Genomic DNA, 15,328 nt, shown 5'->3' with positions numbered 1-15,328 from the left:
CCGCGGGAGCGGCCGGCGCCGATGGGTGGTCGTATAGGCCCCCGATTTCCCCCCGTCAACTCCTTTGTGAAGCTCTCGCGACAGGGGCCCCCTCCCCCGCCGACTTCAGGCCGCGGCGGAGTGGCCGCGTGCATCGGCGACGGCGCGGCGGGCCTCGGACACGGCGTCCGGCAGGCCGGTTCCGGTCTTGATGGCCGCTTCGAGGGTGCGGCAGGCGGCCGCCAGATCCTCGAAGCCGAGGCTTCCGGCCATCGCCACGATCACGTGGGCCTCGTGCGCCAGGGTGGGAAGGTCGGCCTGCGGTGCGAAGGCGGTGGCGAGCTGCCCCATCAAACGGTCGCGCAGGCGGCCGAGCTCCGCCTCCCCGATCAGGCGCGTGAGCTCGGCGGTCTTGCGCGTGTCGAGCACCGGCAGGCGCGTGGGTTCCGGCAGCCGGCGGGGCCCGCCTGGGAGGGGACCGGCGGTGGCCGCCGAGGTCCCGGCCGCGGTCAGGCGCACGCTCACCCCGGTACCAGTCGCGGCGCAGGTGAGCGCCCCCGCCTCGGTGAGCGTCAGCACCGCGGCCATGAGGAACGCGGGCGACAGACCGGTCTCGTAGGTGAGCCCGCCCTCCCCGCCCGCCAGCGGCAGGTCGCGGGCGGAGACGTGGAGCAATGCCAGGAGATGGGCGACGGGGTCGGCCGAATCGTCCCTCAGGGCGAGCCCGGCGCGCCGGGCCGAGAAACCGGTGCACGCCTCGGCCACGGCCGTCCAGGACGCCGGATCGCCGACCCGGAACGCCACATCGCAGGCTCCCGCGAGGCGTCCTGTGAGGTCGACGCTCGGCACCGGCCGGGTTGGCGTCTCGGCCCTGGCGGCGCGTAGGGCTGGGAGCCCGGCCTCACCGCTCAGGAGGATCAGGTCGGCCTCGGCGGCCCGCGTCACCGGCACGAAGGCCTGGGCGAAGGCCGCGGCCTCGGCGGGGCCCGGGGCCGGGCAGATCAGGGCGCGGGGTCGGCCGGAGAGGCCGAAGCGGCGCCAGACCGCGTCGGCGCCGGTCTCAGGGGGCGGGGCCGCGACGCGGGTCAGCCGGTCGAGGGCGGCGTAGAGCGCCTCCGGGTCGAGGGGCTTGACCAGGATGGCATCGAACCGCGCATCGGCGCCCCGCCGCGAGGCGAGGCCGTGCCGGTCGGCCGTCACGCCGATCAGCCGCACCTCGTCCTCCGGCCGGGAGATCTCGCGCATCAGCCGGGCGAGGGCGTAGCCGTCCATCTCGGGCAGGTGGTAGTCGATCATCACCACGTCGTGGCGGCGCTCGCTCAGGAGGCGCAGGCCGAGGAAGCCGTCCGAGGCCACGTCGACGCTGTCGCCGCGGCGCTCGCACAGGGCGCGGACGAGGTCCTGGAAGCCGGGATCGTCCTCGACCACGAGAAGGCGCAGGCTCATCGGGGACTCCGCTCGGGCGCGTTCGGGGAAAAAGTCTATCACGGGCGTCGCACCGGGCCGCGCGTGGCCTCGGGCGGCAGGATCGCCGCATCGGGCGGCAGGATCGCCGCATCGGGAGGCAGGCTCGCCGCATCGGGAGGCAGGGTCGCGAGGGCCGGAGAGGGAGCGTCGAGGGCGTCCGCGAGGTTGCTGCGCACCGCGCCCCTGCTCGCGCCGACCGCCGCCGGGGGACGCTCGTCCGCCTCGCCGAGGTAGCGCGGTCCGGACGATGCCGGCCCGGGCGCCGGCGCGGCGGCGATCGGTGCCGAGCGAGGATGGCGGACGCGTCCCGCGGGCGGGGGCTCTGAGCGCGACACGATGCGGGCCGGCGTCGAGACCGGCTCGCCGGAGAAGCGCGGCACCAGGCGCAGCTGCGTCACGGCGGCCGCCATCGCCTCGACGGTGACGTCGTCCCGGCACAGGCGCAAGCGCAACGACAGGGGCGCCGGCGCGCCTCCGGCGAGCATCGGCACCTCGGGAATCCACTGCCAGGCGTAGAGGCAGCGCGTCGCGCCGGTCCGGCCGATGGCGAGGCCGGTGGGGCCGTAGGCGTTGGCCGAGGGGCGGGTGACGACCTGCATCGCTAGGTCCGGTAAGGCGGCGGCGAGCTCGGCGCGGATGCCGGCCTCGGTCGGCTTGCCGCCGAGGAGCGCATCGAGCGCACCGTCCTTCGGCGAGGAGACCAGGATCAGGTCGTCGCGCCCCTTGCGGGCCCCGGGCGGGCGCAGGGTGATCGCCTGCTCGAACCCGCCGGCGCCGTCGCGCTCGCGCAGGGCGACCGGCCGCCCGATCCAGGCCGGCAGGACGACCATTGGTGTGGCGACGACCGGGGTGGAGCGCCGCGGGGCCGTAGCGGGCGGCAACGCGGCGTCGAGGCTGGCGAAATGCGGGGCGGCGGCGCGCTCCTGCGCGGTGCAGGCGCCCAGGGCGAGAGCGGCGGCGAGGGCGAAGGGGCGGATCACGGCAGGGGCTTCCGGAAGGGGTGGAGGATGGCGCCGGTGGTGGCGACGTCGCGCGACGCGGGCGGATCGGCGGGGACCGCCTGCATCGCCGACCACAGGCTGCCGAGGGGAGCAGGGCGTTCGGTGGCGCTCGGGACGCTCGTACCGGTCGCGCCGGTCCAGGCGGGCAGGAGCGAGAAGCCGTAGCGCTCGTAGGGCATCGGCCCGACACCGGGTACGCGCCGCGCGGTGGTGAGTGCGCGTGCGGCGGCCCGGGACGGCACCGGGACGAAGACGGCGAGTGGGCTGCCAGTCGGCGCGGCGCGCAGGTCATTCTCCGGCGTCACAGCCACGGGAAAGTCGCTGCGGCGCACGAGCGGTGCGGACGGCGCCTCGAGGGCATCGGGCTGGGGCACGCGGCCGCTTCTCTCGGCTCTCGCGATAGTGGGACGGGGGGCGAGGTCGAGAGCGGTGCCGCGGACGACAGGCTTCGCCGGGCGGGACACGGGCGGGTCGCAGGGCGAGGGACGCTCGGAGCGGACGGAGAAGAGCAGGCCGACCACCCGCGGAAACAGCCCGTCGTAGCGGTTGACCAGCTCCGCGAAGGCGCGCTGCTGGCCCGCCCGCTGGAGGGCGAGGGCGTAACCGTAGACGGTGGCCTCCTTCGGGTACCACGCCACGGCGCGGCGGAACCAGGCGAGCGCGGCCTCGAACTGGCAGGTGTTGGTGGCGTACCAGGCGAGCGCCTGCGCTCCCTCCCCCGAGGCGGTCATCGCCGTCACTTCGACGTAGCGGCGCAGGCGCTCGGGCTCGATCGCCGGGGGCGTCGCCCGGGTCAGGTCGCGCTCCAGGATGTCGATGAACAGGAGCGCGTTGTTCACCAGCGGCTCCCGCCAGGCATAGGCCACGTCCTCCGCCTCCCGGCGCAGGCCGAGGCGCAGCAGGGTGTGGGCGAGGCCGTGCGCCACCATGGCGTCGCCGCCCCGCGCGATGGCGCGCTTGAACCAGGACAAGGCCTCCGGCAGGTCGCTGCGCTTGAACGCGTACCAGGCGGCCAGGGCCGGCTGGTCGGGATCGGGCGCCGCCTCGGCATAGGCCTGGAAGGCGGCGAGGTCGGCGGGCGCCACCGCCTGGCCGGCCTCGTCGTGCAGCACCGCGCTCAGGCGGGCGCGGATCAGGTCGATGCGGATCGGCGCGAGGTCGTCGGCCGGGATCTTGGCGCCGAGGCGGTCGATCTCGGCCATCGGCAGCAGCGGCAGCGCCCGCAGCAGGCCCGCCCGGCGGTCGTCGGCGCTGGCGCCCGGGGCGGCGAGGGCCCGGGCAAACAGCGCGACCGCCTCCGGCGTCCGGTCGGTGCGGGCGAGCGCTTCCGCCGCGCTCCAGGCCACCTCCGCCTCGCCGGCCTCGATCTCCGGCCGGCGCCTGTCGGCAAGGGAGGCGAGGTCGGACCAGCGCCCGGCCTTGACGAGCCCCCTCACCTCCTCGCGCAGCTGCCGGCGCGCGAGGGCGCCGGCGAGCGCTCCCGAGGGCGTCCAGCCCGGCTCGGTCCCGGCGCGCTCAGAGAGCGACTTGCGCAGGGCGTCGAGGCGGCCGGCATTCAGGAGGTCCCAGAATCCCTCCTCGTCCTCGGCGCCCGGCGCGGCGGTCCAGAGATCGGCGGGGGGCGTCCAGCCCGGGAATCGGCGCGACAGACGCTCGGTCTCGGCGGCGACCCGCTCCGACTGGCGCTGGACGGCGTAGTAGCGCAGGGCCGTCTCGTCGGGCCGCGTCTCGGCCGCCGCGACCGGTGCCGTCCCAGCGAGGGCGAAAGCGACGATCAGCGCGGGGCGCATGCGGGATACCTCGTCTTGAGGGCGGCCAGCGCCAGGAGTTGCAGGGTCGCCGGGTAATAGTGCTCGGTTTCGGCCCGCACCCGGGCGAGCGCGGGCGGGAACGGCGTGCCGCGGGCGGCGCAGGCGGCGAGCGCCGGGACGGCGCCGTAGCCGGCCTCGGTCAGGCGGGCTGTGACCTTGCCGGTCGCCGTGTCGACGAGCGGCAGATTGCCGGCCTCCGCCCGCGGCCAGAGGCTCAAGAAAGGCGCGTAGAGTTCGGCATCGGTCGTGCCCGCCATGGCGAGGTAGAGCGGGATGCGCAGGCCGTTATAGGCGAAGTCGGGCGCGAAGCCGTCGGCGGGCTTCGGATTGGCGTCGGCGAGGGAGACCCACTCGCTCGGCAGACGCGCAGGCCCGAAGCGGGCGGCGCGGATCAGCCGGCGGCCGCTGCGGTCGAGCCCGGCCCAGTCGAATTCCGGGGCGAGGAGCGGCATCCGGTCGAAGGCCGGGAAGATCCAGTAGGAGAGATTGACCACCGGGCCGTCGGGCCGGTCCTCGGCGGAGAAGCCCGCGACGCCAGGCAGTAGCAGCGGCCCGTGGGCGGCCCGCGGCAGGATCAGCTTGCGGCCGAGCTCGACCGCAATGCGCCGGCCGGCGACCCGGTGCGAGGGATCGCTCCAGAGCGTCACCGCCTCGGCCAGCGCCCAGGCGACCAGGAGGTCGCCGTCGGCGGCGTCGTTCATGTCGGCGATGGCGGGGCGCCGGTCGGGCTCCCAGCGCCAGGCAAGGAGCTGGTCGTCGCGCACCATCAGGTTGGCGCGGGTCCAGGTCCAGATCCGTTCGAAGGTCGCGCGGTCGCCGGCGAGCGCGGCGAGCAGCATGCCGTAGCCCTGGCCCTCGCTGTGGCTGATGCCGCCATTGCCGGTATCGACGACCCGGCCGGCCTCGGTGACAAAACGGGCCTTGTAGGCGCGCCAGCCGTCGTGGTCGGCGAGCGGCGGGGTCTCGGCCGCGGCGGCGGTGCAGGCGGCGGCGAGCGCGAGGAGGATCGCGACGGCTCGGGTGAAGCTCGTCATCAGGTTTTCCATCACGTTTTCCTGCCGAGGTTGCGCACCAGCTGGTGGGTCGAGGCGGCCAGCAGCCCGGCGCAGGCGAGCGCCATCAGGGCGTAGACCTCGCGGTTGAGGGAGAGCCAGCCGGCGGCGATGCGGCGCAGGTTGCCGAACGAGGCCGGGGCGGTGGCGACATAGCGGCCGGTCTCGGGATCCCGCGCCGCCGCCGTGCCGTCGGCGGCGAGCAGGGTGACGCCGCCGCGGGGTCGGCTCCAGACCAGCGGCTGGACGAGGCAGGCGGTCGCCTCGCTCAAGGTGCCGGGGGTCGGGGCGGTGACGAGCGTCAGGACGTCGTCCGGCGCCGGCCCGGTCACGCCCTGGGCGAGGACGAGGACGGCCTCGGGCAGGCTGGGCATTGAGGTCGCGAGGCCGCGGCAACCGGGGATGCCGCCGCGGCGCAGGAGCTGACGGCGGATGGCCGGGCTTGGCTCGGGAACCGGGGAGCCAACCGTCTCGTCGCGTTTCACCCAGGCGTCGCGCAGGGCCTGCGGGTCGAGGCCGGCAGCCTTCAGGAGTGGGGCGTCGAGGCTGCGCAGGGCCGCCACCACCAGGGTCGGGCCGACCACGCCGCTGCGCCCGGCCGCGAAGGCGAAGGGGATCGGCCGGCCCGCCGCCACGCCGAGGCGCGTCGCCAGGGTGGCGGCGGCCGCCATCGTGTCGCGGTCGGGGGCCGGGACGGAGAGGGTCGGGGCGCGGTCCTCCGCCCGGTACGGGAAACCCGCCGCCGCGGTGGCGGCCAGGTCCGGCTGGCGGGCGATCCGGGCGAGGTCGGGAATCGTCAGGCGGGTGCTGGCGCGCAGGGTCAGGCGCTCGCCGGCCGGCGCCGCGCAGGCGCGGTCGTCGGGCCTCGGCAGCTCGGCGAGCAGGCTGATCCGGTTGAGCCCGGGGCGCAACAGCCGCAGGGGCAGGAAGACCCTGCGCCGGCGCAGGGTCTCGCCGCCAGCCTTACCGAGGGGGACGCTGCCCGCCGCCTCGCCGTTGATCGACACGCTGACCTGCGCGCCGGGTGCGAGGCCGGCCGGGTAGGTCGCGTCGAGGTCGAGGGCGATCTTCGCGTAGTCGGCCGCCAAGAGGTCGTGCGGGAGCGCCAGATCGAGGGTGAGCCGGTGCGTCCGCCCGCCGATCACCGCATCGGACAGGCCGAGATCGGCCAGGGTCAGGCTCTCGCCGCCGGCGATCCGCCAGCCGTCCCGGTCGCGCAAGGCGGCGAGCCCCTCCGGCGTGCCCTGCGGGGCTGCCGCGGCCAGCGCGCCGAGCTGCGCCAGCGCAGTCGCCACCTCCGCCTCACCGGGCCCAGTGACGACGACGACCGGGCGGCGCTCGGGCCGGCCCGGCAGCAGGGCGAGGCGCGGGCCGGTGATGGGACCGAGGGAGACGATGTCGAGGCTGCGGGCGAGTTCGGGCGCAGGCGCCACCGCCAGGGCGATCCCGTCGCCGGATTCGGGCGCCGGGGCGAAGGAGACGAGCGGCTGGGCGAACCGGCCGGCGAGGGCCAGGGCCTGGGCGCCGGCGAGCAGCCCCTCGACGCGGCGCTCCGACAGGCGCTCGCCGGTCTGGATCAGGCGGATCGGTACGGCACCCTCCGGCCCCGGCCGGATGGCGGCGAGATCGGCGAGGTCGGCGACGCCCTCCCCAGCCGCGACGAGGCCGGTCGTGTCGGGGTCGATCTGGGTCCAGAGCTCGTAGGTCGCCGCGACCGTGCAATCGACGCGGTGGCGCTGGTCGACCGCGACGGTTACGGCGTTGAAGCCGGGGCGCAGGGCGCCCGGCGCGATCGTCATGCTCTCGCGCCTGAGGCCGTGGACGCCGTCGATCGCCGCGCGGCCGATCTCGGCGCCGTTGAGGCCGACGCGCAGGGTCGAGGCCTCCGGCAGGACCGAGACCGCCGACAGGTAGCCGAGCTGGAACACGCCGCCCGCCCGCGCCTCGGCGGCGGTGACGAAGAGCGGCCAGGTCACGGTGCCGGTCTCGCCCCAAAGCCGCAAGGGCGACGCGACGGCGGGGAGCCGGCGGAGGGCCGGGCCCGTCGCGGCGGGCGGGGGCGAAGGGACCGGGAGCGGCGCGCCCGGCAGCATCATGGTGGGGGTCGGCCCGAAACCCGAGAAGGTCTGGGCCGGGGCGGGCGCGCTGCATAACGCGGCGCCGAGGGCCGGGACGAGGGTGCGGACGAGGAGGCGGCGCATCCGGAATGGCTCCTCTCAGGCAGCGCTGCGGGAGGCCGCGACCGCGTCGCGCAAGGCCGCGAGGGCGTCGCGGGCGGTCGCGGCCGGGGCGGCGTCGAGGGGCGGCGCGATCGGAACCGGGGCGGTGCCGGCGAGGGCCCGGATGCTCGCGGCCCAGGCGGTCGCGTCGAGCGCACCCGCGTCGGGGTGCGGGGCTCCACCGGGATCGGGCGCGGCGGCGAGAAGGTCGGCGATGGCCTTCCGCCACACGGCTTCGTTCAGGGAAACCTCGTCCAGGCAAACCGCAGCCGAGGGAAGCTCGCCCGAGGGGAACTCCGTTGCGGCCGAGGTGGCCGCCGGGACCGGCAGGGTGGTGGGGCTCGCGACAGCCGGATTCCCGATGGCGGGACGCCGCTCTGGCCGGACCGCCGCGGGGATCTCCACCGGCCGTGCCGCGGCTTGGATCACCGGCGCGGGCATCGCGGCGCCGGACGCGAGCACGGGGCCTGAGCGCTCACGGGCAATCTCGTCGGCGAGGATCATCTGCGGGGCCGGCTCGGCGACGAGGGCGAGCGCAGGCACTGCGACGTCAGAATCAACCTCGGCCGGAGCAGCGACCGCTCGTTGCGCGGCCGGCGCCAATTGAACCGGTGCGGACTGAACCGCGGCCCGCTTGCCGAGATACGACACCGCCCGCACCGGCTCGGCGACGCCCCAGGCGAGGAAGCGCAGGGTGCCGGTGAGGAGGTCGCGGTGGCGCCGGCGCCCTTTCAGGAAGGCGCGCAGCGCGCCGGCATCGCCGTACATCAGCCCGGCGACCGTGCGGTACTCGGCGGGCGCGAGGGCCGCGAAGGCGACGACGCGCCGATCCGGCGCCGGCGCCGCGCGCCACGAGAAGCGCAGGGGCGGTCCGGCCGAAGCGTGGAGGACGCCGCCCTGAAATCCGTCCCCCTGCATCGCCGGCCACGCCGCGCCGTCGCTCCGGCGCAGGGTCGCAGCGTCCGTGCTCATCCGCTCGACGATCACCGGCACCTGCTCGGCCCCGATGACCGCCAGGGCCGGCCGGCCGACCGGCAGGCTCGGGCTGCGCTCGTCCTGGCGCCGCTCGGCCACGACGCCGAGGCCCGCGCCGGCGATCACCAGGTTGAACCCGCACCACAGGCCGACGACGAGCATCAGGCTGGTGACGCCGGGCTCGTAGAGGTAGCGCCACGCCGCCATGCCGCAGCCGGCCGCCAGCGCGAGGAAGATCGCGAAGAACGGCCAGGCCAACGCCGAGAGGTGATCGTGGTCGAGGCCCGCCCCCTTGGCGGTGACCGAGAAGCTCGGGCGCCGGGGCGACAGGATCACCGCGACGATCGAGCGGATCAGGAACACGCCCTGGACGTACTCGTAGAGCTCGGACACGAACGGCCAGCGCACGCGGCCGTACAGGTAGTTCTGGATCATCAAATTGGCGACGATGTAGGTCGCGGTGTAGGCCAGGGCCTCATCGACCGACGAGACGAAGATCTTGACGTCGAAGAAGATGTGCAGGAGCGGCGCGAGCATGAAGATCAGCCGCGGCAGCGGGAAGAACCAGAACGTCATGCTCGACAGGTAAGCGAGCTTCTGGATCGGCCGCAGTCCCCGCTTCGTCAGCGGGTTCTTGAGCATCAGGATCTGGATCATGCCCTGACACCAGCGGCCGCGCTGGACGATGAAGTCGGCCAGGCTCTCGGGCTGGAGCCCGGCGATCAGGGGCTGGCCGACATAGGCGCTGGTCCAGCCCTTGCCGTGCAGGTCGAGGGCGGTCTCGCAATCCTCCGTGATGGTGATGCCCGAAAAACCCCCGACCGTATCGAGGGCCTGCCGGCGCAGGAGCGCCGCCGAGCCGCAGAAGAACGAGCCGTTCCACTTGTCGAGCCCGGTCTGTGTCACGCCGTAGAACATTTCGTTCTCGGACGGCATGCGGGCGAAGGTGCGCAGGTTCCGCTCAACTGGATCGGGATTGAGGAAGACGTGCGGGGTCTGGACCAGGAACAGCTTCGGGTCCTGCGAAAACAGCCCGACGGTCTCGGCGAGGAACGAGCGGAACGGCGCGTGGTCGGCATCGAGCACCAGCACGATCTCGGCGCGCGAGGCGGCGAGCCCGTTGTTGAGGTTGCCGGCCTTGGCGTGCTCGTTGCGGGTGCGCGTCAGGTAGCGGGCGCCGAGTTCACCGCAGAGTGCCTGCAACTCGGCCCGCCGGGCTCTGGCGGCTTCCGCCTTCGCGGGGTTGGGATCGGCGCATTTCTGGTCGGTGCCGCCATCGTCGAGGAGCCAGACGGTCAGCTTCTCGGCCGGATAATCGAGGTTGAGCGCCGCCGCGAGGGTGACGGCGAGGAGCGCCGTCGGCTCGTTGTAGCTCGGGATCAGCACGTCGACGGCGGGCAGCGCGGCGTCAGCCGGCAGCGCGACGGGCGCGCGCACCAGGGGATCGGCATTGACGAGAAGGCTCACCGCCAGGATCAGCACGCAGTAGAGTTCGGCGCCGAGCAGCAGCAGGCCGAAGCCGAGGCCCACCGGATCGTCGAGGGAGGGCAGCGTGCCGGTCAGGCGCCAATAGACGTAGCGGATCACCACCAGGGAGCCGAGCGCCAGGAAGGCGAGCCGGGGCAGGCCGCGGCGGGGCGCCAGCAGCCACAGGGCTACCATGCCGGCGCAGGCGGCGGCGCAGAGCCCCACCTGCGCCTCCGGGCCGACCGGCTGGACGAGGAGCCCGACGGTGAGGAGGGCCGAGACGGCCCAGGCGATCCAGCGGAGAGCGGCGGTCATCTAGAAGCCCGCCCGCATGTCGACGGTGGTGTAGAGGCCGCCCTTGCGGGTCTGGTCGTGCAGGTAGCCAGCGGCGACGCCGACTTGCAGCGCGCCGAACTGAAAGCCGCTCCAATGGGCACCGATCCGCCACTGCCGGTAATCGTCGTCGCCGAGCAGCGCCGCCTCGGGCCCGAGGAAGCCGCCCATCACCGCGACGCCGCCGCGCAACCGGCCGTAATAGGCGTTGAAGGTGCTGGAATAGGTGCCGGTGGCGTGCACCATCGTGCCGGGGGTCGGCCGGGCATAGAGGTCGATCGCCGCCTTGAGGCCGCCAGCATTGCGGGCGCCCGCCTCCAGCCCCGGCACCTCGTTGCGGCGCAGGTTGAGGCCGAGGAAGCCCGACAGCACCGCCTCCGGCCAGACCCAGCCGTAGCCGACGAGCGCCGCGACCTCCGCCTGCTGGCCGAGCCCGGTGCCGGACCGGTACGAGCCGATCACGGTGTCCGCCCGCAGGCGCAGGCCGCTGGTGAGCAGGGAGCCGGCGGGCGCGGCGGTCGCGGTGGCGCCGGCGAATTGCGAGCCTTGCGAGCTCACGGTCGCCGAGGTGTCGACCGAGACGATCCAGGCCTCCTGCGCGCCCGGAGCCTCGGCGCCGGTATACCAGTCGGCCGCGAGTGCCGGCCGGCCGCAGGCCGCCAGGGCGAGGACGCATCCGGACAGGACGCGCGAGGATGGGCCGCGCCGGATCACGACGCGGGTGAGATTGCGGTGCATGTCGAAACGCCACCTGACCCTGCAACGGGGCCAAGATCGCACCCGCATCATTAAGCGGACCTTGCCGGGACGGGCGGCATCCCGTGCGATTAAGTCTTACGTCCTTCAGGATGATTTCGGGTGGACAGGATAATCCGCGGGGCGCGTCAAGCCGGCCGTCGCAGGGCGTCCACAAGTGCGCCGGGATAGGCGGGACAGTTGGCGGACACAGTGCTGGTCCGCCTCCACCCTAATCCGAACGCCGCGTAATCCCCTCGGTCGTTTGGGCAGGGCCGTCCGAGGAAAGGAAGAGACGCAGCCGAGGGTGAGGGGGTGGTGCCGGAGGAGCCTCATCTGGGAACACCCCCTCACCCTCGCTCCAGCTTTCGCCTCCGCTTGCCGTGTCTCCGTTCAGGAGACACGGCCCTCTCCCCGCCCGCGGGGAGAGGGGGAAACCCGTGCCATTTCTTTTCCCCGGGCAGTCCTGCCGCCCGCGGGGAGAGGAGATTGCCTGCGCCAGTTCTTGCCGCAGACAGCCCAGGCATTTGGTAGGAAGGGTATTCGGCTTGAAAAAACGAGTGTCGATTACCCGCACGCTGGGCGTTGCACCGTCGAAGGCTGCTCGGCATGCGAGCTGATACCGCGCGGCCCCTCCCCCAGGCCCGCACCCTAAGCCGTCCGGCCGAGACCGGCCGGCGCCGCCGGGTCTGCCTCCAGCCCGGCGATCAGGCGGCGGGTCTCGAACGCCGCCGCGGTGCAGCGGGCGCGGGCCCGGGCGAGCGCCATCGCGAAGGCGGCAGGATCGCGGGCGACCGCGTCCTCGGTGCATGATTCAAGCTCGGCGCAGGCCCGGGAAAGGGCCGCGAAGCCGAGCAGGCCCGCCGCCGAGACGAGGCCGTGCGCCTCGAAGCGCAGCCGCCCTCGCGCACCAGCATCCGCCCCCTCCCCGGCGAGCGCCCCGGTGACCTGCTCGGCGAGGTGGCCGAGGAGGCGGCGCACCGCCTCGGGCGGCAGATAGGCGCGGACGCCGTCGTAGAGCGCCCGATCGAGGGCGGGCTCGTGCTGCCCGGGCTCCTCCGGAGCCGGATCGCGGTCGAGCCAGCGGGCGAGGAGCGCGGTGAGCTCGGCCGGGGTGAAGGGCTTGCCGAGATGGTCGTCCATCCCGGCCGCGCGGAAGGACTGGACCTGGTCCGGCAGGACGTTGGCGGTCATGGCGACCACCGGCACCCGCCCGGCCGGGCCGGGCAGGCAGCGGATCAGCCGCGTCGCCATGGTGCCGTCGAGGCCCGGCATCTGCACGTCCATCAGCACGAGGTCGTAGGTTCCGGCCTCGGCGGCCCGCACCGCCTGGAACCCGTCGGTAGCGACATCGACGCTGTGGCCGGCCTTGCGCAGCATCAGGCAGGCGAGCTCGCGGTTCACCTCGATGTCCTCGACGAGGAGGAGGCGGCCGGGGCGGCCGGGCGCCGAGGCGGCACGGGTCTCCGGCGGCGCCTGGTCCGCCGCCCGGGGCAGGGTCAGGGTGAACCAGAAGGTCGCGCCGCGGCCGGAGGCCGAGATCAGCCCGATCTCGCCGCCCATCGCCTCGACGAGGCGGCGGCTGATGGCGAGCCCGAGGCCGGTGCCGCCGTAATCGCGGCGGATCGAGCTGTCGACCTGCGAGAAGCGCTCGAACAGCCGGCCGTGCTTCTCGGGCGCGATGCCGATGCCGGTGTCAGCAACGGAGAAGCGGATCCGCTCCCCGGACCGACCGCTGCCCTCGTGGCGCAGCGAGAGGGCGACGCTGCCGCGGGGGGTGAACTTCACCGCGTTGTTGAGGAGGTTGAGGAGGATCTGGCGCAGCCGCGCCTCGTCGCCGACGAGGCGGCGCGGCAGGCTCGCGTCGATGGTGCTCGTGACCGCGAGACTCTTCTCGGCCGCCGCCGCCCCGACCACCCCGAGGCAGGCCTCGGCGAGGGCCTCGATCGCGAACGCCTCGGGCCTCAGGGCCACCGCCCCGGCCTCGACCGAGGAGAAGTCGAGGATGTCGTTGACGAGGGTGAGCAGCCCCCCGGCCGAGGCGCGGGCGAGGCCGGCATGGCGGCGCTGCTCCGGATCGAGGCCCTCGGCCTGGGCCAGGAGGCCGGTGAAGCCGATCACGGCGTTGAGCGGCGTGCGGATCTCGTGGCTCATCGCCGAGAGGAAATCGGTCTTGGCGGCGTTCGCCCGCTCGGCGGCGACCTTGGCGGCCTCGGCCGCGGCCTTCGCCGCCTCGGCGGCCGCCTTGGCGGCGACGAGCCCGGCCTCGGCGTCCTTGCGGGCCGAGATGTCGAGGTTGAGGCCGGTCACCCGCAGGGCGCGGCCATCCCGGTCGCGGCAGAGCCGGCCGATCGCCTGGATCCAGCGCTGGCCGCCGGGCACCTGGACCCGGAAGGCGATGTCGAAGGTGCCCCCGCCCGCCACCGCGCCGCGGAAGGCGGCCAGCGCCGGCTTGCGGTCCGGCGGCACCAGCCGCCGCAGCCAGGCGCCGAGCCCGATCACCGCCGGTCGGTCGCCGGGAAGCCCGTGCAGCCGCGCGCTCTCCGGCGCCAGGGTCACCTCGCGGGTGACGAGGTCGAGGTCGAACAGGCCCGCGCCGGCGGCGTCCTGGGCGAGGCGCAGGAGGTCGCCGGTCTCCTCCAGCGCCTTGCGGGCGGCCAGGATCTCGTCGATGTCCAGGGCCGAGCCGAGCCAGCCGAGGAGCGCGTCGTCCTTGCGCAGGGGCTGGAAGGAGAGCTGGTGCCAGCGATAGGCGCCGTCGCGGTCGCGCAGGCGGCCCTTCGCCTCGCCGCTGCCGTCTTGTGCCACGGCCCCTTGCACCAAAGCCGCGGCGATCCGCGCCCGGTCGTCCGGGTGGTAGCGCTCCTGCCGCGCCGCCCGGCCGGGCCCGATCGCGCCGAAATAGCGCTCGAAGGCCGGATTGGCGTAGACGGTCTCGCCGGTATCGGTGCGCTCCATCCAGACGAGCTGGGGCAGCGTGTCGGCGAGCGCGCGGTAATGCGCCCGGCTCGCGCGGAGCGAGGCTTCGGTGTCCTGGCGCGCGGCCGCGTCGCGGATCGCCGCGACGAAGGGAGGGCCCTCGGACGACAGGCGGGTCTCGACCCAGATCCAGCGCCCGTCGGCGTGGGACAGGCGATGCATCAGGGCGCCGCCGCCGGCGAGCAGGGCCACCACGCCGGCGCGGTCCTCGGGGTGGACCAGCTCGGTGAAGGGCAAGCCCGCGAGGGTGTCGGGCGCACGGCCCGTCAGCGCCCGGCTCGCCGGCGAGGCACGGACGAGCCGGCCCGCGCCGTCGATCTCGGCGACGAGGTCCGGACAGCCGTCGACGAGCCGCCCCGCCGCCCCGCGCCCGAACAGGCGCGCGAAGACGGCGCGCCAGCCGGAGCGCGCGTCACGACTCACGCCGTCATGGTCCGTCATACGGCTCACGCCGTGATGCCCCGGCGCATCGCGCCGCGCGACGCCCGCCGCGCCCGAAAAACCACCGGGTGCGGGTCTGTCTCGGGTCCCATCGTCATGGCGGGAGCGGTCTCGATGAAAGAGCGAAAACTTGTCAGAAGATAGTTAATCACGGATTCATTAAACGAGACTTAACCTGTCTCTGCGACCAGAACCGGCATGAACCCTACGTCCCACACGCCACAGATCGGTTCGGCTTCCCCAGCGTCGGCGGCGATGGCAGCCGAGGCGCAGTGCGGCCGCGAGCGGCGGCGCGACCGGCGCTTTCCCGTCACCCTGTCGGCGCGCTTGCGCCATGGCAACCGGAGCTATCGCACCGAGATCCTGAACCTGAGCCGCGGCGGCCTGCTGCTGGCCCCGGTGGCAACGGCCCATCTGGTCCCCGGCGCCACGATCGAGGTCGCGGCGGCGACGATCGGCGAGGTCGAGGCCCGCGTCGTCAGCCTGAGCCCGCTCGGCATCCACGCGCGGGTCGAGGACACGCCCGAGCGCTTCGAGAACGCCCTGGTGCGCCTGGCGCGGCTGACCCGGATCTGGATGGTGCCGGAAGCGTGAGAGAGCGCAGTCCCCGACGAAGGGATTGCTGGCTGTCCGGCCGGTCTGCGCAATGGAATTAAAGGGTGCCGAACAGACACCGAGTGTGTTCGGCAGAACGGAAGCGGCCGAGGTCGGGGCTCATCGGTCACCGGAAGGCGCACGCGTCGCGTGGCTTCTCCACCCCGTGGGGGCCGCCTCCGCCCCATCATCCGCAGGATCTGCCGCTACGTCTCGGCCCGAATGGCTGCCGGGGCGATCGTCGCGGCCCGTCTCATGGGTGGCGTCATGCCTCC

At 74.3% G+C, this 15,328-nt stretch carries 9 protein-coding genes; 1 reads left to right on the top strand and 8 read right to left on the bottom strand.

What is annotated here, in order from left to right; translation table 11 throughout:
- Positions 1–105 precede the first annotated feature (105 nt).
- The 8 genes from ABZT49_RS20060 to ABZT49_RS20025 form a co-directional block, all read right to left on the bottom strand.
- Positions 106–1,425: a response regulator gene (locus tag ABZT49_RS20060; protein WP_355288348.1), complete on the bottom strand. Its 1,320-nt coding sequence runs from the start codon at positions 1,423–1,425 to the stop codon at positions 106–108.
- 38 nt (positions 1,426–1,463) lie between these two features.
- Entirely contained in the window at positions 1,464–2,426 is a 963-nt protein-coding gene (gene bcsN / locus ABZT49_RS20055) for a cellulose biosynthesis protein BcsN (protein WP_355288346.1), read from the bottom strand.
- Positions 2,423–4,237 carry a hypothetical protein gene (locus ABZT49_RS20050; protein ID WP_355288344.1) on the bottom strand — a complete coding sequence of 605 codons (1,815 nt, stop codon included), beginning with the start codon at positions 4,235–4,237 and terminating at the stop codon, positions 2,423–2,425. Before ABZT49_RS20050 ends, bcsN begins: the two co-directional genes overlap by 4 nt.
- The gene (locus ABZT49_RS20045) at positions 4,222–5,292 is read right to left on the bottom strand and encodes a glycosyl hydrolase family 8 (RefSeq protein ID WP_407943535.1); all 1,071 of its coding nucleotides are present in this window, start codon (positions 5,290–5,292) and stop codon (positions 4,222–4,224) included. Before ABZT49_RS20045 ends, ABZT49_RS20050 begins: the two co-directional genes overlap by 16 nt.
- 11 nt (positions 5,293–5,303) lie before the next feature.
- Positions 5,304–7,511: a cellulose biosynthesis cyclic di-GMP-binding regulatory protein BcsB gene (locus tag ABZT49_RS20040; protein WP_355288341.1), complete on the bottom strand. Its 2,208-nt coding sequence runs from the start codon at positions 7,509–7,511 to the stop codon at positions 5,304–5,306.
- Positions 7,512–7,526: 15 nt separating this feature from the next.
- On the bottom strand, positions 7,527–10,286 hold the full coding sequence (gene bcsA, locus ABZT49_RS20035) for a UDP-forming cellulose synthase catalytic subunit (RefSeq protein WP_355288339.1): 2,760 nt from the start codon (positions 10,284–10,286) through the stop codon (positions 7,527–7,529).
- On the bottom strand, positions 10,287–11,042 hold the full coding sequence (bcsS, locus tag ABZT49_RS20030) for a cellulose biosynthesis protein BcsS (protein WP_355288337.1): 756 nt from the start codon (positions 11,040–11,042) through the stop codon (positions 10,287–10,289).
- 648 nt (positions 11,043–11,690) lie between these two features.
- Entirely contained in the window at positions 11,691–14,441 is a 2,751-nt protein-coding gene (locus tag ABZT49_RS20025) for an ATP-binding protein (RefSeq protein WP_355288335.1), read from the bottom strand.
- A 273-nt stretch (positions 14,442–14,714) separates the two neighbouring features.
- Here ABZT49_RS20025 and ABZT49_RS20020 point away from each other — a divergent pair, with 273 nt between their 5' ends.
- The gene (locus tag ABZT49_RS20020) at positions 14,715–15,053 is read left to right on the top strand and encodes a PilZ domain-containing protein (protein ID WP_355288333.1); all 339 of its coding nucleotides are present in this window, start codon (positions 14,715–14,717) and stop codon (positions 15,051–15,053) included.
- The last annotated feature ends 275 nt before the right edge of the window (positions 15,054–15,328 follow it).

This window comes from Methylobacterium sp. EM32, assembly GCF_040593685.1.
Classification (GTDB): Bacteria; Pseudomonadota; Alphaproteobacteria; order Rhizobiales; family Beijerinckiaceae; genus Methylobacterium.
Note: the sequence above shows the minus strand (reverse complement) of the source record. Positions and strands in the feature narration are given on the sequence as shown.

What these genes read in the sequence shown, in the direction of transcription:
- ABZT49_RS20045 (WP_407943535.1), bottom strand. Translation starts at nt 5,292, where the DNA reads ATGACGAGCTTCACCCGAGCCGTCGCGATCCTCCTCGCGCTCGCCGCC.
- ABZT49_RS20050 (WP_355288344.1), bottom strand. Translation starts at nt 4,237, where the DNA reads ATGCGCCCCGCGCTGATCGTCGCTTTCGCCCTCGCTGGGACGGCACCG.
- ABZT49_RS20060 (WP_355288348.1), bottom strand. Translation starts at nt 1,425, where the DNA reads ATGAGCCTGCGCCTTCTCGTGGTCGAGGACGATCCCGGCTTCCAGGAC.
- bcsS (WP_355288337.1), bottom strand. Translation starts at nt 11,042, where the DNA reads ATGCACCGCAATCTCACCCGCGTCGTGATCCGGCGCGGCCCATCCTCG.
- ABZT49_RS20040 (WP_355288341.1), bottom strand. Translation starts at nt 7,511, where the DNA reads ATGCGCCGCCTCCTCGTCCGCACCCTCGTCCCGGCCCTCGGCGCCGCG.
- ABZT49_RS20020 (WP_355288333.1), top strand. Translation starts at nt 14,715, where the DNA reads ATGGCAGCCGAGGCGCAGTGCGGCCGCGAGCGGCGGCGCGACCGGCGC.
- bcsA (WP_355288339.1), bottom strand. Translation starts at nt 10,286, where the DNA reads ATGACCGCCGCTCTCCGCTGGATCGCCTGGGCCGTCTCGGCCCTCCTC.